General features: G+C 61.9%; 19 protein-coding genes. 5 read left to right on the top strand and 14 right to left on the bottom strand.

The features are described 5' to 3' along the window. Positions 1 to 31 precede the first annotated feature (31 nt). The gene (locus C4J94_RS23875; protein WP_124388341.1) at positions 32 to 952 is read left to right on the top strand and encodes an LD-carboxypeptidase; all 921 of its coding nucleotides are present in this window, start codon (positions 32 to 34) and stop codon (positions 950 to 952) included. A gap of 130 nt (positions 953 to 1,082) precedes the next feature. Here the strand turns inward: C4J94_RS23875 and C4J94_RS23870 are convergent, their stop codons facing one another. The 5 genes from C4J94_RS23870 to leuS all read right to left on the bottom strand — a co-directional run bounded on the left by C4J94_RS23870 (position 1,083) and on the right by leuS (position 7,229). Then, positions 1,083 to 2,405, bottom strand: coding sequence for a lytic murein transglycosylase (locus C4J94_RS23870; protein WP_124388340.1), 1,323 nt, complete (start codon positions 2,403 to 2,405; stop codon positions 1,083 to 1,085). A gap of 62 nt (positions 2,406 to 2,467) precedes the next feature. Then, positions 2,468 to 2,632, bottom strand: coding sequence for an alternative ribosome rescue factor ArfA (gene arfA / locus C4J94_RS23865; RefSeq protein ID WP_124388339.1), 165 nt, complete (start codon positions 2,630 to 2,632; stop codon positions 2,468 to 2,470). A gap of 218 nt (positions 2,633 to 2,850) precedes the next feature. Continuing rightward, entirely contained in the window at positions 2,851 to 3,888 is a 1,038-nt protein-coding gene (gene holA / locus C4J94_RS23860) for a DNA polymerase III subunit delta (protein ID WP_124388338.1), read from the bottom strand. A 39-nt stretch (positions 3,889 to 3,927) separates the two neighbouring features. Further along, the gene (lptE, locus tag C4J94_RS23855; protein WP_124388337.1) at positions 3,928 to 4,533 is read right to left on the bottom strand and encodes an LPS assembly lipoprotein LptE; all 606 of its coding nucleotides are present in this window, start codon (positions 4,531 to 4,533) and stop codon (positions 3,928 to 3,930) included. A gap of 89 nt (positions 4,534 to 4,622) precedes the next feature. After that, on the bottom strand, positions 4,623 to 7,229 hold the full coding sequence (gene leuS, locus C4J94_RS23850) for a leucine--tRNA ligase (protein WP_124388336.1): 2,607 nt from the start codon (positions 7,227 to 7,229) through the stop codon (positions 4,623 to 4,625). Between the two features lie 261 nt (positions 7,230 to 7,490). Between leuS and C4J94_RS23845 the strand changes: the two genes are divergently transcribed. Both C4J94_RS23845 and C4J94_RS23840 read left to right on the top strand, forming a co-directional pair. Then, positions 7,491 to 7,805, top strand: a complete 315-nt coding sequence (locus C4J94_RS23845; protein ID WP_124388335.1) for a hypothetical protein — start codon at positions 7,491 to 7,493, stop codon at positions 7,803 to 7,805. A 94-nt stretch (positions 7,806 to 7,899) separates the two neighbouring features. Next, positions 7,900 to 8,661, top strand: coding sequence for a YdcF family protein (locus tag C4J94_RS23840; RefSeq protein WP_124388334.1), 762 nt, complete (start codon positions 7,900 to 7,902; stop codon positions 8,659 to 8,661). A 214-nt stretch (positions 8,662 to 8,875) separates the two neighbouring features. On the opposite strand, the gene lnt is transcribed toward C4J94_RS23840, so the two are convergent. The 5 genes from lnt to miaB form a co-directional block, all read right to left on the bottom strand. Then, on the bottom strand, positions 8,876 to 10,399 hold the full coding sequence (gene lnt, locus C4J94_RS23835) for an apolipoprotein N-acyltransferase (protein WP_124388333.1): 1,524 nt from the start codon (positions 10,397 to 10,399) through the stop codon (positions 8,876 to 8,878). An 8-nt stretch (positions 10,400 to 10,407) separates the two neighbouring features. Beyond that, positions 10,408 to 11,247: an HlyC/CorC family transporter gene (locus C4J94_RS23830; RefSeq protein ID WP_065886853.1), complete on the bottom strand. Its 840-nt coding sequence runs from the start codon at positions 11,245 to 11,247 to the stop codon at positions 10,408 to 10,410. A 27-nt stretch (positions 11,248 to 11,274) separates the two neighbouring features. Continuing rightward, positions 11,275 to 11,748 (bottom strand): rRNA maturation RNase YbeY, encoded by a 474-nt coding sequence (gene ybeY / locus C4J94_RS23825; protein ID WP_124364542.1) that lies wholly within the window; start codon positions 11,746 to 11,748, stop codon positions 11,275 to 11,277. Next, complete coding sequence (locus tag C4J94_RS23820) at positions 11,741 to 12,745, bottom strand: PhoH family protein (RefSeq protein ID WP_124388332.1); 1,005 nt, start codon at positions 12,743 to 12,745, stop codon at positions 11,741 to 11,743. Before C4J94_RS23820 ends, ybeY begins: the two co-directional genes overlap by 8 nt. Positions 12,746 to 12,949: 204 nt before the next feature. Further along, positions 12,950 to 14,278: a tRNA (N6-isopentenyl adenosine(37)-C2)-methylthiotransferase MiaB gene (miaB, locus tag C4J94_RS23815; RefSeq protein ID WP_124388331.1), complete on the bottom strand. Its 1,329-nt coding sequence runs from the start codon at positions 14,276 to 14,278 to the stop codon at positions 12,950 to 12,952. A gap of 131 nt (positions 14,279 to 14,409) precedes the next feature. Between miaB and C4J94_RS23810 the strand changes: the two genes are divergently transcribed. Next, complete coding sequence (locus C4J94_RS23810; RefSeq protein ID WP_003194436.1) at positions 14,410 to 14,736, top strand: DUF1820 family protein; 327 nt, start codon at positions 14,410 to 14,412, stop codon at positions 14,734 to 14,736. A 12-nt stretch (positions 14,737 to 14,748) separates the two neighbouring features. Here the strand turns inward: C4J94_RS23810 and C4J94_RS23805 are convergent, their stop codons facing one another. The 4 genes from C4J94_RS23805 to C4J94_RS23790 form a co-directional block, all read right to left on the bottom strand. Next, a complete protein-coding gene (locus tag C4J94_RS23805) occupies positions 14,749 to 15,303 on the bottom strand; it encodes a tetratricopeptide repeat protein (protein ID WP_057724919.1) in 555 nt (184 codons plus the stop codon). Positions 15,304 to 15,529: 226 nt separating this feature from the next. Next, positions 15,530 to 16,813, bottom strand: a complete 1,284-nt coding sequence (hemL, locus tag C4J94_RS23800) for a glutamate-1-semialdehyde 2,1-aminomutase (protein ID WP_124388330.1) — start codon at positions 16,811 to 16,813, stop codon at positions 15,530 to 15,532. An 11-nt stretch (positions 16,814 to 16,824) separates the two neighbouring features. Continuing rightward, positions 16,825 to 17,454, bottom strand: a complete 630-nt coding sequence (gene thiE / locus C4J94_RS23795; RefSeq protein ID WP_124388329.1) for a thiamine phosphate synthase — start codon at positions 17,452 to 17,454, stop codon at positions 16,825 to 16,827. Positions 17,455 to 17,503: 49 nt separating this feature from the next. Beyond that, entirely contained in the window at positions 17,504 to 18,301 is a 798-nt protein-coding gene (locus tag C4J94_RS23790) for a hydroxymethylpyrimidine/phosphomethylpyrimidine kinase (protein ID WP_124388328.1), read from the bottom strand. Between the two features lie 275 nt (positions 18,302 to 18,576). Here C4J94_RS23790 and C4J94_RS23785 point away from each other — a divergent pair, with 275 nt between their 5' ends. Further along, entirely contained in the window at positions 18,577 to 20,976 is a 2,400-nt protein-coding gene (locus tag C4J94_RS23785) for a hybrid sensor histidine kinase/response regulator (protein WP_124388327.1), read from the top strand. The last annotated feature ends 27 nt before the right edge of the window (positions 20,977 to 21,003 follow it).

Below are 21,003 nucleotides of genomic sequence, written 5' to 3'. Positions count from 1 at the left end.
TGTTGAGCGTCATCTATAGGGAGAATTGTGCATGACTGCCCCCGTACCCGCATTGCGCCCCGAAGGCACCATCGGCCTGATCGCCCCCGCCGGCCCTGCCGCGCTGGACGTCGAAAAAGCCGGGCAGTGGATGCGCGCCCGTGGCTACGAGCTGCGAATTTTCCCCGGTGTGTATGAGAACGACGGCTACCTGGCCGGCAGCGATCAAGTACGCCTCAACGACCTGCATGCGGCCTTCGCCGACCCTGCAATCGATGCAATTTTCTGCCTGCGCGGCGGCTACGGTACGCCACGTCTGCTGGACGCACTGGATTTCGACCTGCTGCGCGCGCACCCCAAACCCTTTGTGGGCTATAGCGACATCACCGCCTTGCACTTGGCGATCAACCGCTACGCGGGCTTCGTCACTTTCCATGGGCCGATGCTCAATGCCGACTTGCTCGGTGGCAAGCAGTCTCCCACCGAATCCTCGCTGTTCAGCCTGCTACGCGGCCAGCTTGGCGCCGGCAGCCTGCTGACGCACCCGGTGGCCTTCCCATTGACCACCATTGAGCCAGGCATCGCCTGCGGGCGCCTGCTGGGCGGCAACCTGTCGATGATCGCGGCGGTGATGGGGACGGCTTACGAAATTGACGCTGACGGCATCATTCTGTTCATCGAGGACGTCAACGAGCCGCTCTATCGCATCGACCGTTTGCTGACGCACCTGCGCCTGGCAGGCAAACTCGACCAGGTTGCGGGGGTATTGGTGGGGGATGTTGCGGGCGTGGATCAAGCGGGGCTTGAACGGCTGTTGAAGCAGACCTTCGCACCGCTGTGCATCCCGGTGCTGTCCGGCTGGCGCAGCGGGCATTGCGATCCGAACCTGACGTTGCCGCTGGGCGCTTTGGTGCGCCTGGATGCGGGGGGACAGCAGGTGGTGTTGGAGCAGGATGTGGTGTTGAACCGCTGATTTTTTAACGGCTGCCAAATCGTCATCGGGGGCAAGTCGAATCGTCGCACCGCCCCTCCCACAGTTGATTGCATTCCAAATGTGGGAGGGGGCTTGCCCCCGATAGCGGTAGCCGCCATACAACGATCTATCAGTTCTGCAACGACTCCAGCAACTTCACCGTCGGATACCCATCCGCCGGCCAGCCCAGCGCTTGCTGCGCCGCGCGAATCGCCTTGCGCGTGTTGGCGCCGATGATCCCGTCAGCATTGCCGGCGTCGTAGCCCTTGGCACTCAGCGCCGTCTGCAGATCGATACGTTGCGAGCGGCTCAGCGGCAGCTCGTCCTTGGGCCAGGTTCCGCGAATCACCCCACCACCACCGAACCGCTCCGACAGCAGGCCAACGGCCAGCGCGTAGGACGACGAATTGTTGTACTTCAGGATCGCACGGAAGTTATCCAGAACCAGGAACGCCGGGCCACGGTAGCCGGCCGGCAACAGCAGGGCGGCGGACAGTTGCTCGGCATTGGCAGGCAGGCTTGCGCCGGGCGGCAACTGGATGCCCAGTTTCAGCCATTCGGCGACGGTCTTGCGAATGCCGCCGTCGGCCAGTGAATAGTCGAAGCCTGGAGGCAGTTGCTGCACCTCGACGCCCCACGGCTGGCCTTTCTGCCAGCCGGAACTTTGTAGGTAATGGGCGGTGGAGGCAAGGGCGTCGGCCGGGCTGTTCCAGATGTCGCGGCGGCCGTCGCCGTCAAAATCCACAGCGTGGGTGTTATAGGTGGTAGGGATGAACTGGGTCTGGCCCATTGCGCCGGCCCAGGAGCCTTTCATCTGGTCGGCCTGGATATCGCCGTGCTGGATGATCTGCAGCGCTGCCAGCAGTTGCGCCTGCGCGAACGCCGGGCGGCGGCCTTCATAGGCCAGGGTCGCAAGGGAGCGGATCACCGAGTTATTGCCCTGGAACTGGCCGAAGTTGCTCTCCATGCCCCACACCGAGACCAGTGCCTGGCGATCAACGCCATAACGCTCTTCGATGCGCTGCAGGATATCGGCATACTTGACCAGCAACGCCTGGCCATTACGCACGCGCAGCGGCGACAACGCGCCGTCGATGTATTCCCACACCGGGCGGGAAAACTCCGGCTGGCTGCGGTCTGCACGAATCACCGCCATGTCCGGGGTAACGCCGGCAAAGGCGATATCGAAGACGTCCGCCCTGATCCCGGCTTGCAGGGCTTGGGCACGGAAGCCCGCCTGCCATTCGGCAAAGGTCTGGGTCGGTTGGATGTTCAGGTTGTCTACCGCCAGCGGCGCAACGACGGCAGGCGCAACGGCCGGTGCGGTCTTGAGCGTGGGCAGGGGTTGAGCGTCCGCGGCGGTGGGTTTTTCCGCGCAGGCGACAAGCAGAATGAGGCTGGAGGCAGCGATCAATTGGCGAACGTGCCAATGACGGGAAAGACGAGAGGGCATGCACAGGTCCAGGGAATTACAAATCAAGTACAGACCTTATCATGCCAGAGGGGCGCTTGCCTTCAGGCAGCCAGAAAGTAAGAAGCCTCCCAGCTATTAGACTGGAAGGCTTCGCGGCGGTAGGCGCCTTTGCCCTTGCCGGCGCGTTCCTGACGGCTGCGGAACAGTGGCTGGGCGATGATGGATTTGGCCTTGTTCGGGCCATGCTTGGATGGCTTTTTGCTCATGGTTGGTTCTCTCATTGAATGAAATGGAGCGGTGCAAATCATCTGCCGAAGTTGAGCGGCTGTAAAGCCCGGCGATCTGTAGGAAGAGTACGCGATCAAAATGTGGGAGGGGGCTTGCCCCCGATAGCGGTGGGTCAGACATTTATCGACCACTGATACGCCGCCATCGGGGGCAAGCCCCCTCCCACATTATTGAGTCTGTGGTGTTTTTGAGAGGGTTATTCGGCAGGTAACGTCAGGCGCTGGCCGGCCATCAACAGTGACAAGCGGCTCAGGCTCATCCAGGGCGAACCGGCCGCCTGGCCTTTGATCTGTGCGTCGATGCGCTGCGCTTCCAGCAACAGTTGCGCCCAGCGTTGCGCCGAGTGCCGTTGCAGGGCCTTGCTCATCAGGGGTTTGCGCTTGTCCCACACCGGTGGCCGGGCCTGGCTGAAGCATTTGTCCAGTGGCGTGCCCTGGCTGTATTGCAGCGCAATGTTAGCCAGCACTCGCAGTTCCCGGGCTAGCGCCCAGAGAATCACCGGCGGTTCCACACCCTCGCCGCGCAGCCCTTCAAGCATGCGCAGGGCATGGGCGGGTTCGCCGTTGAGGATGGCGTCCACCAACCCGAACACATCAAAACGCGCACTGTCAGCCACTGCGCCTTGCACGGTTTCGACGGTGATCTGCCCGTCTTCGGCCATCAGCTTGAGCTTTTCGATTTCCTGGGCGGCGGCAAGCAGGTTGCCCTCGACCCTGGCGGCGATCAGCTCGACAGCATCCTGCGTGGCCGATAAGCCGGACTGTGACAGGCGTTGGCGGATCCACTGCGGCAGCTGGCTGCTGTCCACCGGCCAGATCTGAATGAACTGGGTCTGCGGGCCTTCCACCAGCGCCTTGCCCCATTTGGTCTTCTGCGCGCTGCCGTCGAGCTTGGGCAGGCTGACCAGCAGCACCGTGTCTTCAGCCGGGCGCGAGCAGTATTCCATCAACGCTGCCGCGCCCTTGTCACCGGGCTTGCCCGAGGGCAGGCGCAGTTCCAGCAGGCGTTTTTCGGCGAACAGCGACATGCTTGCGCCGGCTTGCAGCAACGTTCCCCAGTCGAAACTGGCGTCGGCACTGAATACCTGGCGTTCGTCGAAACCTTGCTGGCGCGCCGCGGTGCGAATGGCATCGGCGGCTTCCTGGCACAGCAACGGATCATCGCCGCTGACAATGTAGACAGGCGCGAGGCCACCTTGCAGGTGTTTGGCGAGTTGGGCGGGAGCGAGTTTCATAGGCAGGGCGAACGGGGCGCCTTGGGCGCCCCGTATGGCTTACTCGACAGGCACTTCAACAGGCGACTGTTTCGGCGTGTTGTCTTCATACTCTTGGGCGGCCTTCAGGGCATCGGCGTCAGCCTTGGCCTTGTTGTCGGCGACCTGCTGCAGCTCGGCCAGTTTTTCCGGGGTCAGCGTTTGCAGGCGGGTCATCATGCGCTGAACCAGCTCACGACGCATTTCCTTGCGCACCTGAAGGGTCTCGGAGTCCGAACCCACCAGGTTGTTGCCGTCGTGGCTCACCACTTTCTGGACCTGGATCTTGTCACCCATCAGCGGCAGGTGGTCGCGGCCTTGTACTTCGAAGTTGACGGTGGTGGTCAATTCGACATCCGAGGCGCGGCCGGCACTGGCGTAGCTGATATTGCGCTGGGTTTCGCGCTCATCGACCAGGTTCAGCTTGTAGGTGGCGCCGGTATAGACGCGCACACCGCTGTTTTCCAGGGCCTGGCGCAGCTGAGTCACGGTCTCGCCGTAGGCATTGCGTGCGCTGACGTCGAGTTCCTTGAGCGACAATTCGTTGGTGCCGGTGCCGCGCAGCTGGAAGCCGCACGCGCTCAACAGAACGGCCAGGCCCATTACCAGCAGATTGCGTTTGATCATGTTGTTGCTCCCGTTGAAACCAGGCGGGCCTTATCGAGGCCCTGAAGGTTTAGTTCGGCGCAGGGCTCAAGCCCTGCGCCCGATCCGATTTAGCTGGCGACGATATTGACCAGTTTTCCGGGCACTACGATCACTTTGCGGATCGTCAGGCCTTCGGTAAAGCGCAGCACGTTCTCGTTGCAGCGTGCCGCCGCTTCGACTTCTTCACGGCTGGCGCTGGCTGGCATGTCGATCTGGCCGCGCAACTTGCCATTGACCTGAATGACCAGTTGCAGCGTGTCCTGTACCAGCGCGCTGTCATCCTGCACCGGCCAGCGGGCATCGATGACGGCACCGCTGTGGCCCAGGCGGCTCCACAATTGGTGGCTGATGTGCGGCGTGATCGGCGCCAGCAGCAGGGTAACCGTTTCCAGGCCTTCCTGGATCAATGCACGATCCTGTTCGGTGGCCTGCGCGGCTTTCTCCAGCACGTTCATCAACGTCATCACTTGGGCGATGGCGGTGTTGAACTTGTGGTTCTGCCCTACGTCCTGGCTGGCCTGGCGGATAGCCAGGTGGATGCTGCGACGAACGGCCTTCTGCTCGTCGTTCAAGGCTGCCACGTCCAGCTTGCCCGGCAGGCCCTGGCTGACGTGGGCATGGGCCAGGCGCCAGACGCGCTTGAGGAAGCGGTGCGAGCCTTCAACGCCGGAATCAGACCATTCGGCGCTCATGTCGGGCGGTGAGGCGAACATCATGAACAGGCGGCAGGTGTCGGCGCCGAACTGATCGATCATCGATTGCGGGTCGACGCCGTTGTTCTTGGACTTGGCCATCTTCTCGGTGCCGCCGATTTCCACCGGCAGGCCGTCGGACTTGAGCTTGGCACTGATGACCTTGGCTTTGCTGTCACGCTCGAGCTCGACGTCCGCCGGGTTGAACCAGGTGTAGGCGCCATTGGCTTCGCGGCGATAGTAGGTATCGGCGATCACCATGCCTTGGGTCAGCAGGTTCTTGAACGGCTCGTCGGAGCTGACGAGGCCTTCGTCACGCATCAGCTTGTGGAAGAAGCGTGCATACAGCAGGTGCAGGATGGCGTGCTCGATACCACCGATGTACTGATCCACCGGCAACCAGTGGTCGGCTGCGGATTTCTCGACCAGGCCACCTTCATAGTGCGGCGAGGCGTAACGGGCGTAATACCACGAGGACTCGACGAAGGTGTCCATGGTGTCGGTTTCACGCTTGGCCGGCGCGCCGCATTTAGGGCAGCTGCATTCATAGAATTCGGGCATGCGCGCCAGCGGCGAGCCGGCGCCGTCCGGCACCACGTCTTCTGGCAACACCACCGGCAACTGGTCTTCCGGCACCGGCACGTCGCCACAGCTTTCGCAGTGGATGATCGGGATCGGGCAGCCCCAGTAGCGCTGGCGGCTGATGCCCCAATCGCGCAGGCGGAACTGGGTGCGCGAGGCACCGAGGTTTTTCTTGATCAGCGCGACTTCGATGGCGTCGAACGCACCCTGGAAGTCCAGGCCGTCGAACTCGCCGGAGTTGATCAGGGTGCCGTGTTCGCCGTAGGCGTCTTGCCACGGGGCCGGGTTGGTGTCGCCCGAGCTGGTACGAACCACGGATTTGATCGGCAGGCTGTACTTGGTGGCGAATTCGAAATCGCGTTCGTCGTGGGCCGGTACGGCCATGACCGCGCCGTCGCCGTAGTGCATCAGCACGTAGTTGGCGACCCAGACCGGCAGTTTCTCGCCAGTCAGCGGGTGCTCGACGAACAGGCCGGTCGGCAGGCCTTTTTTCTCCTGGGTCGCGACGTCGGCTTCAGCCACGCTGCCGCCTTTGCATTCAGCGATGAACGCCTGCAGTTCAGGGTTGTTCCGTGCGGCCTGGGTGGCCAGCGGGTGTTCGGCGGCCACGGCGACGTAAGTTGCGCCCATCAGGGTGTCGGGGCGGGTGGTGAACACCTTGAGTGCGCCCGCTTCGCCGATCGAGTCGAGGTTGTACGGGAACTGCACTTCCATGCCCTTGGATTTGCCGATCCAGTTGCGCTGCATGGTCTTGACCTGTTCAGGCCAGCCCGGCAAGTCGTCGAGGCTCGACAAGAGTTCATCCGCATAGGCGGTGATCTTGAAGTAATACATCGGGATTTCGCGCTTTTCGATCAGCGCGCCGGAACGCCAGCCGCGACCGTCGATGACCTGTTCGTTGGCCAATACGGTCTGGTCGACCGGGTCCCAGTTCACGGTGCCGCTCTTTTTGTAGATCACGCCTTTTTCGAACAGGCGAGTGAACAGCCATTGTTCCCAGCGGTAGTAGTCCGGCTTGCAGGTGGTCACTTCGCGGGACCAGTCCACCGCCAGGCCCAGGCTGCGCAGCTGGTTCTTCATGTAGGCGATGTTTTCGTAGGTCCACTTGGCGGGGGCCACGTTGTTTTTCATCGCGGCGTTTTCCGCCGGCATGCCGAAAGCGTCCCAACCCATGGGTTGCAGGACGTTCTTGCCGAGCATGCGCTGGTAGCGGGAAATCACATCGCCGATGGTGTAGTTACGCACGTGCCCCATGTGTAGCTTGCCGCTGGGGTAAGGGAACATCGACAGGCAATAGTAAGTCTCCTTGCCTGGCTGTTCGCTGACTTCAAAGGACTTCTGCTCGTCCCAGAAGGTTTGTGCGGCATTTTCTATTTCACGGGGCTGATATTGTTCGTGCATGGCTACTTTTGAACTGAATAAGGGTGGCCTATTCCTCTTCGGTGCAGTGTCCGGGTTGTTCGACACCAAAAAGCGGCGCGTGCGTGCCCAAACCCTGCGGGAAGTGGAGTTACAGGAAGCGCCGTAGCATACATGACCCCACTCGATCGAGGGAAACCCTGATTGCGCAGCCAGGGCCGTCTGTCGCGGCATCGGGCAGGCGCAGCCACGGGGGCTACGCTGTTTATTGGGGAGCAAGTATTTCTTCAATGAGGTGAGGGGATGGCTGAATCGCAGCGAACTTTAATGAAACCGCAGTTATATGAAGGACTGATCGACCGTTTGGGTCGGGCATTGGATGCCGCAAGAACCGCAGGCCGATTGCGTGGTGAACGGCCTCTGGAGCTGGAGTTGCGAGGCTTGAGTCAGGCGGAGCTTGAACTGATCAAGAGCTACCTGGCGTTGCATCACCCACGCGCCTCTCATGGGCAGGCCTCCCCGCCAGTCCAGGAGCCTCGTTCAGCCAAGGTCATCTGGCTGAAGGACATGGCGGCCGGTCGCGGCCCGGAAAACTTCCGGTCCGTACGGCGCAAGTGACCCCGCGTTATCCGTTACTTTAGCAAAACAGATGGATAAGGATTGTTGCTGAACCCCGTTGCATCTAGGCTTCGGGCATCTTTGGAGATGCCCGATGCCTTTTCGTTATTTCATTAAACAACTGTTGTTGCCGCCCGGTATTTTCTTGCTGTTGCTGGCGCTTGCCTGGTGGTTGCGCCGCAGTCGTCCGCGCCTGGCGGGATGTTGCTTTGCCTTGGGGTTGGGCGGGATGTGGTTGATCAGCCTGCCGGTGATGGTGCAGTGGGGTGCACATGCCTTGGAAACCGTGCCGCCCCTGGCCCGTGAAGACTGGGCGAACCTGGCCCAGCGCGCCGATGCGATCGTGGTGCTCGGCTCTGGTCGTGAGCGCGGCGATATTGCGTGGGGCACCGATCAACCCACCGGCATCGGCCTTGAGCGTCAGCGTTTTGCGGCGCGTTTGGCCAAGGCATCCGGTTTGCCGGTGTTGACCACCGGAGGCTTGCACTACGGCACGCCGCCCAGCGAAGCAGAGCTGATGGCCGTGTCGATGCAGGATGACTTCGGCGTGAGCGTGCGCTGGAAAGAAGAGCGCAGCCGCACCACCTGGGAAAATGCGCAGATGAGCGCCGAGATTCTGTTGCCGCAGGGCATCAAGCGCGTGGTGGTGGTGACCCAGGCCTGGCACATGCCGCGTTCGGTGTGGAGCTTCGAGAAGGCCGGCTTTACCGTGGTGCCGGCGCCGGTGGGGTTCCTGGGCGTGGACAACGCGCGTCCGCTGGGTGGCTGGATGCCGGAGGTCAAGTCGGTGTGGCAGAGCGGGCAACTGATCAACGAGGCGGTGGGGCAGGTGGGGTATCGGTTGTTCTACAAATAGCGCCGAGCTACAAAATGTGGGAGGGGGTTGCCCCTAATTCCAGTCAGTGAAGCGAAAGTGATTCATTGTAGGAGCGAGCTTGCTCGCGAAAAATGCCCAGGCAACGCGCCCATTCTGGATAAACGCGGGGGTCATGAGTTTTTCGCGAGCAAGCTCGCTCCTACAAAAAGCTCGGGGACAAGCCCCCTCCCACATTTGCTTCGATTTGATTTTGTTAGACCGTTTTGGCCATCCGGGCCGCCAGCAGCGCCCAGCCGAACAGCAGCATGCACACGATGATCAACGGCCACGACCGCCATTGCAGGTATGGCGTCAGGTTGTGCATCGGCACCACTTCACCGTAGAGAATGCCGCGCTCGAACTGCGGGATCTGGGCGGTAATCTGCCCAAATGGGTTGATCAGGCCGGTCACGCCGTTGTTGGTGGCGCGGATCATCCAGCGGCCCGCTTCAAGCGCACGCATCTGCGCCATCTGCAGATGCTGCAGCGGGCCGATGGAGCGGCCGAACCACGTATCGTTGCTGATCGTCAGCAGCAGGTCGCTCTGGGCCGACAGGCCGGCGGCGAACTCCGGGTACACCACTTCATAGCAGATGAACGGCGCGATCTGATAACCCTTGGCCTGGAGCATCGGCTGGTCGGAAGGGCCGCGGGCAAAATCCGACATGGGCAGGTCGAAGAAGGCGATCAAGCCGCGCAACATATCCTGCAAGGGCACGTACTCGCCGAAGGGCACCAGCTTTTGCTTGAGGTAGGTGCCGTCACCTTCGCCGACCACGGTGATGCCATTGAAGTAGCGCTTTTCATGGCGCACCTCCTGACGAATCGGTACCCCGGTGATCAGCGCGGTATTACGGCCGGCGGCGAACTTGCCCATCATGCCGAGGTAGCCTTCGACCGACTCCTTGAGCACCGGCACGGCGGTTTCCGGCCACACCAGCAGGTCGACGCGCTTGGAGCTCAAGCTCATGTCGCGGTACAGAGCCAGCTGCGCATTGAGCTGATCCGGGTCCCACTTCATGCTCTGTTCGACGTTGCCCTGGATGGCGGCCACGCTCAGTGGCGGGCCGGAAGGCGAGGTCCAGGCATGATGCTTGAGCGCCAGGCCAATGGCCCACGGCGCAACGAGCAGCGCCAGGCCAGCGGCGATGAAGCTGTTGCGCTTGCTCGCCAACAGGCGCGGCAGATTGCACAGCACGGCGGCCGTCAGCGCCAGGGCGAACGAAATCAGCCACATCCCGCCCAGAGGCGCGAGACCGCTGAGCGGGCCGTCGAGTTGACTGTAGCCGGAGTACAACCACGGGAAACCGGTGAGGAACCAGCCACGAAACGCTTCCTGGCCGACCCACAATGCTGCAAAGGTCAGCGCATCGGCCAACGGCGCTTCATTGCGGCGCAGCCAGCGCGCCCACAGCCAGGCGGGCAGGGCGAAGAACCAGGCGATGGCGGCGGTGAACAGCAGCATCAGGAAACCCGCCAGCAGCACCGAAGCGCCGCCGAAGTGGTGGATGCTGTAGTAGATCCAGCTGGTGCCGGCGCCAAACAGGCCGAAGCCGAAGCACCAGCCGCGGCCCAGGGCCTGGCGCGGTGTCAGCTCACGCAGGCCAATATAGAACACACCAACCGCCACCAGCGCCAGCGGCCAGATGTCAAACGGCGCCAGCGCCAGGGTGGTAATGGCGCCGGCCACCACGGCCAGCAAGTTACCGGGCCAGCCGGGTGCAATCATACGGCGCATGTCAGTCCTTAGCGGGCAATCGGAGTCAGGCGGATCAGATGGATGCGACGGCTATCGGCATTCAGGATGCGGAAACGATACGCGCCGATCTCGGTGGTTTCGTTACGCTTGGGCAGATGCCCGAACGCACTCATCACCAGGCCGCCGACGGTGTCGAATTCATCGTCGGAAAATTCGCTGTCGAAGAACTCGTTGAAGTTCTCGATAGGCGTCAATGCCTTGATCAGGAAGTCACCGCTGGGCAGTGGCTTGATGTAGCTGTCTTCTTCGACGTCGTGCTCGTCTTCGATGTCGCCGACGATCTGTTCCAGCACGTCTTCGATGGTCACCAGGCCCGCCACGCCACCGTATTCGTCGATCACGATGGCCATGTGGTTGTGGTTGGCGCGAAATTCGCGCAGCAGCACGTTCAGGCGCTTGGACTCCGGCACGAAGGTGGCCGGGCGCAGCAGGTCCTTGATGTTGAAGTTGTCGCCGTTCTCCTTGAGGATCAGCGGCAGCAGGTCCTTGGCCAGCAGGACGCCCATGACGTCGTCATGGCTTTCGCCGATCACCGGGTAGCGCGAGTGCGCCGAGTCGATCACGGCCGGCAGGAATTCCCGCGGGGTCTGGGTCGCCTTGATGCTGATCATCTGCGAACGCGGCACCATGATGTCGCGTACTTGCAGGTCAGCCACCTGGATGGCGCCTTCGACGATGGCCAGCGCTTCGCTGTCCAGCAACTTGTTCTGATGGGCCTCGCGCAGCAGCTCCAGCAGCTCCTGGCGGTTTTTCGGCTCGTGGGCAAAAGCCTGGGTCAATTTACCCAGCCATGACTTTTGCCCGTTGCTCGATCGGTCTTCGCTCATAGCGATTACTCTAAATCCTTGATTGTTTCAGTTGAGTGTCGATTGGTTTTCGTCATCTGCATACGGGTCGCGGTGGCCCAGTTCTGCAAGCAACGTTCGTTCCAGTGCTTCCATTTCCAGGGCTTCGTCATCGTCTATATGGTCGTAACCCAACAGATGCAAGCAGCCATGGATGACTAGATGGGCCCAGTGGGCCTCGAGTTCCTTTTCTTGCTCCCGCGCTTCGCGCTCAACCACCGCGACGCAGATCACCAGGTCGCCCAGCAAGGGGATGTCCAGGAACTCGTCGGGCACGTCGGCGGGGAACGACAGCACGTTGGTCGCGTAGTCTTTTTGGCGCCAGGTGTGATTCAGCTCACGGCCTTCGGGTTCGTCCACCAGGCGAATGGTCAGCTCCGAATCGGCGGTGCGCTGGCGCAAGGCCAGCTCACACCACTGACGGAACTGCGCTTCGCTGGGCGCGGCCGCTTCGGTGGCCAGTTGCAGGTCAAGCTCAAGCATCGCGGCGTACGTCTTTGGATAGGCCGTCGTCGCGGTGTTCGAAGCGCTCGTAGGCCTCGACAATGCGCTGTACCAGCGGGTGACGCACCACGTCCTTGGGCATGAAATGCGTGAAGCTGATGCCTGGCACGTCCTTGAGCACTTCGATCACCTGGCCCAGGCCCGACTTGGTGCCCTTGGGCAGGTCGACCTGGGTGATGTCGCCAGTGATCACGGCCGTGGAGCCGAAACCGATACGGGTGAGGAACATCTTCATCTGCTCGACCGTGGTGTTTTGGCTTTCGTCGAGAATGATGAAGCTGTTGTTCAAGGTGCGACCACGCATGTAGGCCAGCGGCGCGATTTCGATCACCTGGCGTTCGATCAGCTTGGCCACGTACTCAAAGCCCAGCATCTCGTAGAGTGCGTCGTAGAGCGGGCGCAGGTACGGGTCGATCTTCTGGGCCAGGTCGCCAGGCAGGAAGCCGAGCTTTTCGCCCGCCTCGACGGCCGGGCGCACCAGCAGGATGCGGCGAACCTGTTCGCGCTCCAGGGCATCCACCGCACAGGCCACGGCCAGGTAGGTCTTGCCGGTACCGGCCGGGCCGATGCCGAAGTTGATGTCGTTGCCGAGGATTTCCTTGACGTACTTCTGCTGATTCAAGCCGCGTGGGCGAATCATGCCTTTCTTGGTACGCAGGGCCACGCTGGCTTCGGCCACGGGGTTGCTGGCCAGGTCTTGCACGGCGGATTCCTGCAGGTACAGGTGCACCGTTTCCGGCGACAGCTCACTGCCCTTGGTTTCGCGGTAGAGGCGACGCAGCAGGTTTTCCGCAGACGTGGTGTGCTGGGGCTCACCAATGAGCTCGAACTGATTGCCGCGGTTGCGGATCTCGATGCTCAGGCGTTGTTCGATCAGGCGCAGGTGCTCGTCGAACTGTCCGCACAGGTTGGCGAAACGGCGAGCCTCAAACGGCTCGAGGAGAAAACGATGGGGTTCTACTGTAGGTGCGTTCAAGGTCGCTTTTAGCCGCCCTTTGGCTGTTGAGGTGAAACAGAGAATAACGCCAGGCGCCGGTGTGCGAAAGCACTTACGTTATCGGAATGCTGCACGGTCCCAATGTGGGAGGGGGCTTGCCCCCGATAGCGCAGTGCCAGTCACCGCATGTACTGGCTGACACACCGCCATCGGGGGCAAGCCCCCTCCCACATTGGACCTGTGTTACTGGATCAACGACCCACGCAACGAGTGCGGTTGCGCCGCGTCGATATGCACATCGGCAAACTGGCCGATCAGGGTCGGGTTGTCGCAGCGGAAGTTGACGATGCGATTGTTCTCGGTGCGGCCCTGCAACTCGCCAGGGTCCTTCTTCGAATAATCGGTCACCAGGATGCGCTGGATCGAACCGACCATTTGTCGGCTGATCTCGAAACCCTGCTGATTCAGGCGATGTTGCAGCGCATTCAAACGTTCCTTTTTCAGCGCTTCCGGAGTTTCGTCCAGCAGGTCGGCCGCTGGGGTGCCCGGACGCTGGCTGTAGACAAACGAGTAGGAGAAGTCGAAACCCACGTCCTCGATCAGCTTCATGGTCTGCTGGAAATCCTTCTCGGTCTCGCCAGGGAAACCGACGATAAAGTCCGAGCTGATGCAGATGCCTGGCACGGCGGCGCGCAATTTGCGCAGCTTGGATTTGTACTCCAGGGCCGTGTGGTTGCGCTTCATCGCCGACAGGATGCGGTCCGAGCCCGACTGCACCGGCAAATGCAGGTGCTTGACCAACTCCGGCACTTCGGCGTGCGCCTGGATCAGGCTGTCGGAGAACTCCAGCGGGTGCGACGTGGTGTAGCGGATGCGCTCGATGCCCTCGACGGCGGCAACCACGCGGATCAGCTCCGCCAGGTCAGCCAGGCGGCCATCGTCGGTCACGCCACGGTAACCGTTGACGTTCTGGCCCAGCAGGGTCACTTCACGCACGCCGTTTTCGGCCAGGTGGATGATTTCCGCCAGCACATCGTCAAACGGCCGGCTGACTTCTTCGCCACGGGTGTAGGGCACTACACAGAAGGTGCAGTATTTGCTGCAGCCTTCCATCACCGACACATAGGCGCTGGGCCCGTCGATACGCGGCTCGGGCAAATGGTCGAATTTTTCGATTTCAGGGAACGACACGTCCACTTGCGGCAATTTGGTCATGCGCGCAGCGTCGATCATTTCCGGCAGGCGGTGCAGCGTCTGCGGGCCGAAGACCACATCGACATAGGGCGCGCGGTCGCGGATCGCGGCGCCTTCCTGGCTGGCCACGCAACCGCCAACGGCGATTACCATGTCCGGGTTGGCCAGCTTCAATTCGCGCCAGCGGCCCAGCTGCGAGTACACACGGTCCTGGGCCCGCTCGCGGATCGAGCAGGTATTGAGCAGGATCACGTCGGCATCTTCGGCGCGGGCGGTGACTTCCAGGGCCTGGTGTTCGCCCAGCAGGTCGACCATGCGCGAGCTGTCGTACTCGTTCATCTGGCAACCGTGGGTTTCGATGTAAAGCTTCTTGGCCATGGGAATCGTCAACTGGTGGTAAAGAACCGCGCATTATAGGGGGCATGCCCATTGGTTCCTAGCGCTGTGCATCGGGTGCCATGCTATAGTTCGCGCCCTCTTTTATATCCCCGATGTGTTGCTCGCCCACCATGACCAAACGTGAAGCTCCAATCTACAAGGTGATTTTCCTCAACCAGGGCCAGGTGTTCGAAATGTACGCCAAGCAGATCTATCAAAGTGATCTGTGGGGCTTTCTGGAGGTGGAAGAGTTCGTCTTTGGCGAGCGCACCCAGTTGGTAGTCGACCCGGGTGAGGAAAAGCTCAAGGCTCAGTTTGAAGGCGTGGTGCGCAGTTTTGTGCCGATGCATTCGATTGTGCGCATCGATGAAGTCGAGCGCCTGGGCACGCCCAAGATCAGCGAGGCGCGGGGCACCAGCAATGTGATGCCGTTTCCGATGCCGATGCCTGAGAAGTAAGGCAACGCTGAATCAGGGAAGGGGTGAAAAGGGCGAACGCCCGTCGGCGCTCTGCAGTTCCTGCAGGTAATTGCGGAAGATCTGCCCCAGCACCTGGGTCGCCACTTCCAGTTCATCGCGCTGCATGTGCTCGGCGACTTCGTCGGCGGTGTCCAGCGCGTCTTCGGCACCGTTGACTGCCGCCATTTTCAGCACGATGTAAGCCTGAACGTTATTGGCCGGTACGCCTTCGCCGCGAAAGAACATGTTGCCCAGCTGGAATTGCGCCTGGGCGTGGCCCTGGAGCGACGCCTTCTCGAAGTAGCTCAACGCTTTGTTGAGGTCGACGGCCGGGTTCTTGCTGTCGTGGTAGTACTCGCCCAACTCGTATTGCGCTTGCGCATCCCCCTCATCGGCCTGTTTCTGGCACGCGCTCAGGGCTTCGGCCTGGGTGTCCGGCTGGGTATTGAGGGTGCAGCGACCCATCGCTGGGATTAACAACGAGTTGCCGCCTGCTTGTGCATGTGCCAGCAGCGGTTGAAGGAGCAACAGGCAGCCCAGAACCAGGGTGCGGCCGGTGCGTTTCATGGGAATCGACTTACCTCTGACGGGGCGCGCGGACCCTCGAGGAGTCCAATAAGCGCGCATTATGAAATAAGCAGGCCTCTGCTTACAAAGTCTTTACTCGTTTTTCTGCTGCTTGGGCAAGTTATCCGCCGGATTGCAGGGCAATTCTCGAAAAAAGCAGGAAGTCTCTGTAAGCAAAGTAGCAAATCTGACGCTGCCACGGGCAACGTCGGATCAGCGCCGTCACTTATTTCAGGGCCGCAAAGGCGCGCTCGGCAGCATCCAGGGTCAGCTTCAGCTCGGCATCACCATGGGCGATCGAGGTGAAGCCAGCTTCAAAGGCACTTGGTGCCAGGTACACACCGCCTTCGAGCATCAGGTGGAAGAAGCGCTTGAACAAATCCGCATCGCTGCCCATGACGTCATCAAAGGTGACGATGTCGTCGGCGCCGCTGAAATATAGGCCAAACATGCCGCCAGCCTGGGTGGTGACAAACGGGATGCCGGCCGCGTCGGCGCGCACTTGCAGGCCGTCCAGCAGGCGGGTGGTGTAGTCGGTCAGCTCGGCGTGAAAGCCCGGGCGGCTGATCAAGCGCAGGGTGGTCAGGCCGGCGGCCATCGCCAGCGGGTTACCGGACAGCGTACCGGCCTGGTAGACCGGGCCCAGGGGGGCGATGTGCTGCATGATCTCGCGCTTGCCGCCGAAGCAGCCCACTGGCATGCCGCCACCGATGATCTTGCCGAAGGTGCTCAGGTCCGGTGTGACGCCATAGTGAGCCTGGGCACCACCGAGGGCGACGCGGAAGCCGGTCATCACTTCGTCAAAAATCAGCACTACGCCGTGCTTGTCGCACTGCTCGCGCAGGCCTTCGAGGAAACCAGGGGCTGGCGGTACGCAGTTCATGTTGCCGGCGACCGGCTCGACGATGATACAGGCCACTTCCTGGCCGACTTCACTGAGCATTTGCTCGACGGCGGCGATGTCGTTGAACGGCAGGGTCAGGGTGTGTTTGGCGAACGCCGCCGGTACGCCGGCCGAACTCGGTACGCCCTGGGTCAGCGCGCCGGAACCGGCTTTTACCAGCAGGCTGTCGGAATGGCCGTGGTAGCAGCCTTCGAACTTGATGATGCTGTCGCGGCCAGTGAAACCACGGGCCAGGCGGATGGCGCTCATGGTGGCTTCGGTGCCGGAGCTGACCATGCGCACCATTTCCATCGACGGCACGATCGAGCAGACCAGGTCGGCCATCTCGGTTTCCATCGCGGTCGGGGCGCCGTAGGACAAGCCATGCTGCAGTTGCTGGCGTACGGCGTCCAGCACGTCCGGGTGGCTGTGGCCGAGGATCATCGGGCCCCAGGAGCCGACGTAGTCGACGTAGCGCTTGTCATCTTCGTCGGTGACATAGGCGCCTTCGGCATGCTTGAAGAACAACGGCGTGCCGCCCACGCTCTTGAACGCACGCACGGGGGAGTTCACACCACCGGGGATGTGTTTCTGGGCGTTGGCAAACAGGGTTTCGGAACGGGACATGAGCGGGCTCTCTAAACTGAAGATTTAAGAAGGTCGTTGAATGCACGGGCGCGGCGCGTGACTTCCTGGGTGCTGTCGGCGCCGAACAGGCCGTGCACCACGGCGAGCAGGTCGGCTCCGTGGGCCACCAGCGGTTCGGCGTTTTCCAGGGTCACCCCGCCGATCACGCAGATCGGCAGGTGCAGGCGCTTGCGCGCCTCGGCCAGCATTTCAAGGCTGGCGGCAGGGGCGCCGGGCTTGGTCGTAGAGTTGAAGAAGCGGCCAAAGGCGACATAGCTGGCGCCCTCTTTGGCAGCCTGTTCGGCCAGTTCGATCTGGCTGTGGCAGGTGGCACCGATGATCGCTCTGGAGCCAAGCAGCGCCCGGGCCGGGGTCAGCGGGCCGTCGGTCTGGCCCAGGTGCACGCCCACGCCCAGGCGTGCGGCCAGTTCGGCATCGTCGTTGATGATCAATTGGGTCTTGTAGCGCGAGCACAGCTCCCGCAGTTTCTCGGCTTCACGCAGACGGCGCGCGTCGTCGCTGCTTTTGTCGCGGTACTGCAACAGTGTCACGCCGCCGTCCAGCGCCGCTTCGACGTAGGCGAGGAACTTGCCGGCCAACAGTTGGCTGTCGGTAATGGCGTAAAGGCCACGTAGTTTCATCGGGCAAGCCCCTTGCTGTGACGAGCGGTAAGTGGTGATGAACGGTGAACTACGAGCAGAAATCCAGTGGCAACCGACGCGGTACGAACTGGCCCTGGCCGAGTTGTTCGGCATCTCGCAGGGTGCGCCAAGTGTAGTTGAGCGCCGACTGTACGGCGCTGGCCAGGCCTTCGCCCTGGGCGAGTCGCCCCGCCAATGCGCTGGCCAGCGTGCAACCCGAGCCGTGATAGCTGCCGGGCAGACGCTGGCACGTGTAGGTATGGCGGCTGCCGTCGCGGCTGTAGAGGCGGTTGTGCACTTCGTGCTCGTCGCCGTGGCCGCCGGTGATCAGCAGGTGCTTGACGTACGGAAGCAGCTTCTCGGCGCATTCATCGGCGCTGCCGTCAGGCAATTCGGCAAGGATGCGGGCCTCAGGCAGGTTGGGCGTGGCGATCAGCGCCAGGGGCAACAGCCGCTCGCGCATCGCATAGCCGACTTCATCCTTGCCCAGGCTGCCACCGCCGCCGGCGCGCAGCACCGGGTCGCAGACCACCGGCAGGTGCGGGTGCGCCTGCAGCAGTTCGACCACCGTGTCGACCATCGCGGTAGACCCCAGCATGCCCAGCTTGACCGCCGCGACTTCGGAGTCGCCGAGCACGGCATTGGCCTGGGCCAGCACCCACTCGCGGTCGAGCACGCGGAAGTCGCTGACATTGACGGTGTTCTGCACGGTCAGCGCGGTGACGGCAGGCGCCGCGTGGCAACCCTGGGCGAGCAGGGCTTCGATATCTGCCTGCAAGCCGGCACCACCACTGGGGTCATGGCCGGAGAGACAGAGAACAACAGGGCGAGAGCTGTAGATATTCATGGTGCGCGAGCTTACCACCAAACGCTTTTTGCGTGGCCGTCCGGCGATAGGTGAATGTTGCTCAGTGGTGATGTTTTCGGGATGGCTGAAAATCCTCTGCAAATGCCCTGAAAGCCGCGTCCCAGGGCCATCCAAAAAATAGTTCCAATGGTGTCCAATGGCCTTTACCGGCTATGCTAGAGTGGATTCAAACAACTTACTGTATCGCCGGTATACGTCTTCTCAAAAGGATGGGGGGCTTTTTGACATAACCGGACAGGCCACGCTGGGGCTCTATGCGCTATTTGCTGATTTTATTATTGTGCGGTCTGCCGCTGCTGGCCGGCGCCGTCGAGTTCAATCAGAGTACCCGAAGCCTGCCACTGGGCCGAGTCATGCAAGTGCTCGAAGACCCGACCGGCAACCTCACCATCGCCGATGTCACTTCCCCCGCGTATGCGACCCAATTCAGGGCTCATGACAAGCCCACCCTCAATGCCGGTTATTCGCACTCGGTGTTCTGGTTGAAGGTCGACCTGCATTACACCGCCGTTGACCCTCGCTCCCCGCGTACCTGGTTTCTGGAACTGGCTTACCCGCCGCTCAATCGCCTGGACCTGTACCAGAACGACGGCACCGGCAACTATCGACTCACAACCCGCACCGGTAGTGCGTTACCGTTTTCCAGCCGTGAGGTGCGCCAGAGCAACTATCTGTTCAAGCTCAACTTCGTGCCCGACCAGCAGCAGACGGTCTACCTGCGCCTCCAGAGCCAAGGCTCGATCCAGGCGCCGTTGACCCTCTGGGCAGGCACCGCCTATATGGAAGAACAGCCGCTGCGCCTGTATGTGCTGGGTGCTATCTACGGCGTGTTGCTGGGCATGCTGGTCTATAACCTGTTTATTTATTTGAGCGTACGCGACACCAGCTACCTCTATTACATCCTCTATATCGCCTCGTTCGGCCTGTACCAACTGTCGGTCAATGGCGTGGCCGTGGAGTACTTCTGGCCGAACAACCCGTGGTGGGCGAACGCGGCGGTGCCGTTCCTGATTGGCTCGGCGGCCTTGTTCGGCAGCCTGTTCGCGCGCAGCTTCCTGCACACCGCGCAACACAGCCGCTGGCTCGACCGCATCCTGCTGGCGCTGGCGGCCTGTGGCGGGTTGGTCATGGTGCTGGCGCTGTTGACCAGCTACGCGGTGGCGCTGCGCCTGGCCACTGCGCTGGCGCTGGTGTTTACCGTGACCATCTTCGTGGCGGCGATCAAGGCCTGGTATTGCGGGCAGCGCATGGCGCGCTATTTCATCATCGCATGGTCGGCGTTCTTGCTCGGCGGGGTGGTCAATACGCTGATGGTGCTGGGCTATTTGCCCAACGTATTCCTCACCATGTATGCCAGTCAGATCGGCTCGGCCATCGAAGTCGCGCTGCTGTCCCTGGCCCTGGCCGACCGTATCAACGGTATGCGTGAGCAGCAGGCGCAGATCCTGTTCGACGCCAGCCAGAAGCTCGAAGTGCTCAACCAGCAACTGGCCCGCAGCAATCGACTCAAGGATGAATTTCTCGCTACCTTGACCCACGAATTACGCACGCCGATGAACGGCGTGATCGGCTCCCTTGAACTAATGCAAACCGTGCCTCTGGACGATGACCTGGCGCAGTACCAGCAAACTGCCGCAGGCTCGGCGCGGGACATGATGCGCATGGTCAACGGCATCCTCACCCTGACCGAGTTGCAGGCCGGCCGCCTGGCTGCCCGACCGCAGGTGTTCGGCTTGCGCGGCGCGCTTGAAAGCCTGCGTCAACAGTTCACCACCAGTGCCCAGGCCAAGGGCCTGGAGTTTTCCGTAGACGTTGCCGATGCCGTGCCGGACCGCGTGATCGGCGACGCCGACAAGCTGATCCAGTGCCTGGATTGCTTGCTGGACAACGCATTCAAATTCACCCACCACGGCGCCGTGCGCTTGCGCGTGGTAGGGGTTCCCCAGCCAGATGGCGAATTGCGCCTGAGCTTTATCGTGACCGATACCGGCATCGGCTTCGCCTTCCTGGACGAGGCCACGCTGTACCAGCGCTTCTTCCAGCTCGATGGCTCGATGACCCGCGAATACGGTGGCCTGGGCATTGGCCTGGCGATTTGCAGGCAGTTGATCGAGCTGGTGGGCGGGCGCCTCACCCATCATTCAGAGCCACGCAAGGGCAGTCGCTTCCAGCTGGAAATGGACGTCAAGACGGTCCCGCCCGAACCGAAGCCGGCCGCGCAGGGGCTGCCTGCACAACGAGCGCCGCAGGAATGCACGGTGCTGCTGGTGGATGACAACAGCGTGGCGCAACTGGCGGTGCGGGGCATGCTGCTCAAGCTGGGTTATCGGGTGAAGGCCGTGGACGGTGGCCCGGCTGCATTGGCAACCCTGCAGGATCACAGCTTCGATGCGGTGGTGCTGGATGTCCCCGAAGGTGGCTTCTCGTTGTGCTGTCAGATTCGCGCCTTGCCGGGCTGCGCTGAGTTACCGGTGATCGGCCTGAGCACGGCGCTCAATACCGCTGACCGTGAGCGTTGCCATGGCATCGGCATGAGCGAACACTTGGCCAAGCCGGTGCGTTTCGAGGCCCTGCAGGCTGCGCTGGAGCGTCTCGTGCTGTGCCCGCCTGAGGGCGAAAGCGCCGAACATTCGGCGCGTATGCCACTTTTTTAAGGGTTGTGACGGTGCTTAACTGAAATC

Origin of the sequence: Pseudomonas sp. R5-89-07 (genome assembly GCF_003851685.1) — a bacterium.
GTDB lineage: Bacteria > Pseudomonadota > Gammaproteobacteria > Pseudomonadales > Pseudomonadaceae > Aquipseudomonas.
This window is presented reverse-complemented; position numbering and strand designations above follow the sequence as displayed.

What these genes read in the sequence shown, in the direction of transcription:
- C4J94_RS23875 (WP_124388341.1), top strand. Translation starts at nt 32, where the DNA reads ATGACTGCCCCCGTACCCGCATTGCGCCCCGAAGGCACCATCGGCCTG.
- arfA (WP_124388339.1), bottom strand. Translation starts at nt 2,632, where the DNA reads ATGAGCAAAAAGCCATCCAAGCATGGCCCGAACAAGGCCAAATCCATC.
- C4J94_RS23805 (WP_057724919.1), bottom strand. Translation starts at nt 15,303, where the DNA reads ATGAAACGCACCGGCCGCACCCTGGTTCTGGGCTGCCTGTTGCTCCTT.
- thiE (WP_124388329.1), bottom strand. Translation starts at nt 17,454, where the DNA reads ATGAAACTACGTGGCCTTTACGCCATTACCGACAGCCAACTGTTGGCC.
- C4J94_RS23870 (WP_124388340.1), bottom strand. Translation starts at nt 2,405, where the DNA reads ATGCCCTCTCGTCTTTCCCGTCATTGGCACGTTCGCCAATTGATCGCT.
- holA (WP_124388338.1), bottom strand. Translation starts at nt 3,888, where the DNA reads ATGAAACTCGCTCCCGCCCAACTCGCCAAACACCTGCAAGGTGGCCTC.
- C4J94_RS23790 (WP_124388328.1), bottom strand. Translation starts at nt 18,301, where the DNA reads ATGAATATCTACAGCTCTCGCCCTGTTGTTCTCTGTCTCTCCGGCCAT.
- ybeY (WP_124364542.1), bottom strand. Translation starts at nt 11,748, where the DNA reads ATGCTTGAGCTTGACCTGCAACTGGCCACCGAAGCGGCCGCGCCCAGC.
- C4J94_RS23810 (WP_003194436.1), top strand. Translation starts at nt 14,410, where the DNA reads ATGACCAAACGTGAAGCTCCAATCTACAAGGTGATTTTCCTCAACCAG.
- C4J94_RS23845 (WP_124388335.1), top strand. Translation starts at nt 7,491, where the DNA reads ATGGCTGAATCGCAGCGAACTTTAATGAAACCGCAGTTATATGAAGGA.
- C4J94_RS23840 (WP_124388334.1), top strand. Translation starts at nt 7,900, where the DNA reads ATGCCTTTTCGTTATTTCATTAAACAACTGTTGTTGCCGCCCGGTATT.
- miaB (WP_124388331.1), bottom strand. Translation starts at nt 14,278, where the DNA reads ATGGCCAAGAAGCTTTACATCGAAACCCACGGTTGCCAGATGAACGAG.
- C4J94_RS23830 (WP_065886853.1), bottom strand. Translation starts at nt 11,247, where the DNA reads ATGAGCGAAGACCGATCGAGCAACGGGCAAAAGTCATGGCTGGGTAAA.
- C4J94_RS23785 (WP_124388327.1), top strand. Translation starts at nt 18,577, where the DNA reads ATGCGCTATTTGCTGATTTTATTATTGTGCGGTCTGCCGCTGCTGGCC.
- lnt (WP_124388333.1), bottom strand. Translation starts at nt 10,399, where the DNA reads ATGCGCCGTATGATTGCACCCGGCTGGCCCGGTAACTTGCTGGCCGTG.
- leuS (WP_124388336.1), bottom strand. Translation starts at nt 7,229, where the DNA reads ATGCACGAACAATATCAGCCCCGTGAAATAGAAAATGCCGCACAAACC.
- hemL (WP_124388330.1), bottom strand. Translation starts at nt 16,813, where the DNA reads ATGTCCCGTTCCGAAACCCTGTTTGCCAACGCCCAGAAACACATCCCC.
- lptE (WP_124388337.1), bottom strand. Translation starts at nt 4,533, where the DNA reads ATGATCAAACGCAATCTGCTGGTAATGGGCCTGGCCGTTCTGTTGAGC.